This is a genomic window from Chromohalobacter sp. HP20-39 (genome assembly GCF_033052815.1).
GTDB lineage: Bacteria > Pseudomonadota > Gammaproteobacteria > Pseudomonadales > Halomonadaceae > Chromohalobacter.
Genome location: NZ_JAWHTP010000473.1, coordinates 1 through 301 on the forward strand (window position 1 = coordinate 1; position 301 = coordinate 301).

At 69.1% G+C, this 301-nt stretch carries 1 protein-coding gene; it reads left to right on the forward strand.

Going from position 1 to position 301, the window contains the following annotated elements; all coding sequences use genetic code 11:
- The coding region (locus RVY79_RS18850) for a zinc-binding dehydrogenase (protein WP_317466086.1) at window positions 1–301 on the forward strand (301 nt) is incomplete at both ends.

Below are 301 nucleotides of genomic sequence, written 5' to 3' on the forward strand. Positions count from 1 at the left end.
GGATTTTGTGGCCGTGACGGCGGCATCCAGCAGTGTCGGGCTGGCGGCCATCCAGGTCGCGAACAGAGTCGGCGCAACCCCCATCGCAATCACGCGGACCTCAGCCAAGGCCCCCGCCCTGCTTGCCGCAGGCGCCGCCCATGTGGTGGCGACAGCGGAGGAGGATCTCGCAGCGCGGCTGCAGGAGATTGCCGGTCCGACAGGTGTGCGGGTGGTGCTGGACGCAATCGGCGGCCCGATCTTTGAGCCGCTCTCGGCGGCGATGTCGCCCGGCGGCATTCTCATCGAATACGGCGGCCTG